This window comes from Vibrio sonorensis (genome assembly GCF_001854765.1).
Lineage (GTDB): Bacteria > Pseudomonadota > Gammaproteobacteria > Enterobacterales > Vibrionaceae > Vibrio > Vibrio sonorensis.
In genome coordinates this window covers 1-223 of the sequence record NZ_LJJE01000135.1, presented here as the reverse complement: position 1 = coordinate 223, position 223 = coordinate 1, and the positions used below count along the sequence as shown (strand labels likewise).

Sequence of the window (223 nt, the reverse complement as noted above, 5' to 3'; positions counted from 1 at the left end):
AATTTGGTTGCGGGGGCCGGATTTGAACCGACGACCTTCGGGTTATGAGCCCGACGAGCTACCAAGCTGCTCCACCCCGCGTCCATCTAGTCATTGTTAAGCACAATGAGAGCTGTAATCTGGAGCGACACTCGAGGTTCCCAATTCAAGGCCTAAGGCGTGACCTCAACCTTGGCAAGGTAACCTTGCATCGCAGGTGATGAACTCAATCAACACCTAAAAT

The 223-nt window shown here is 52.0% G+C and carries 1 tRNA gene; it reads right to left on the bottom strand.

Features of this window, described 5'->3' with window-relative positions:
* Nucleotides 1–4: 4 nt before the first annotated feature.
* Nucleotides 5–81 (bottom strand) — tRNA-Met (locus BLO31_RS22885).
* Between the last annotated feature and the right edge of the window lie 142 nt (nt 82–223).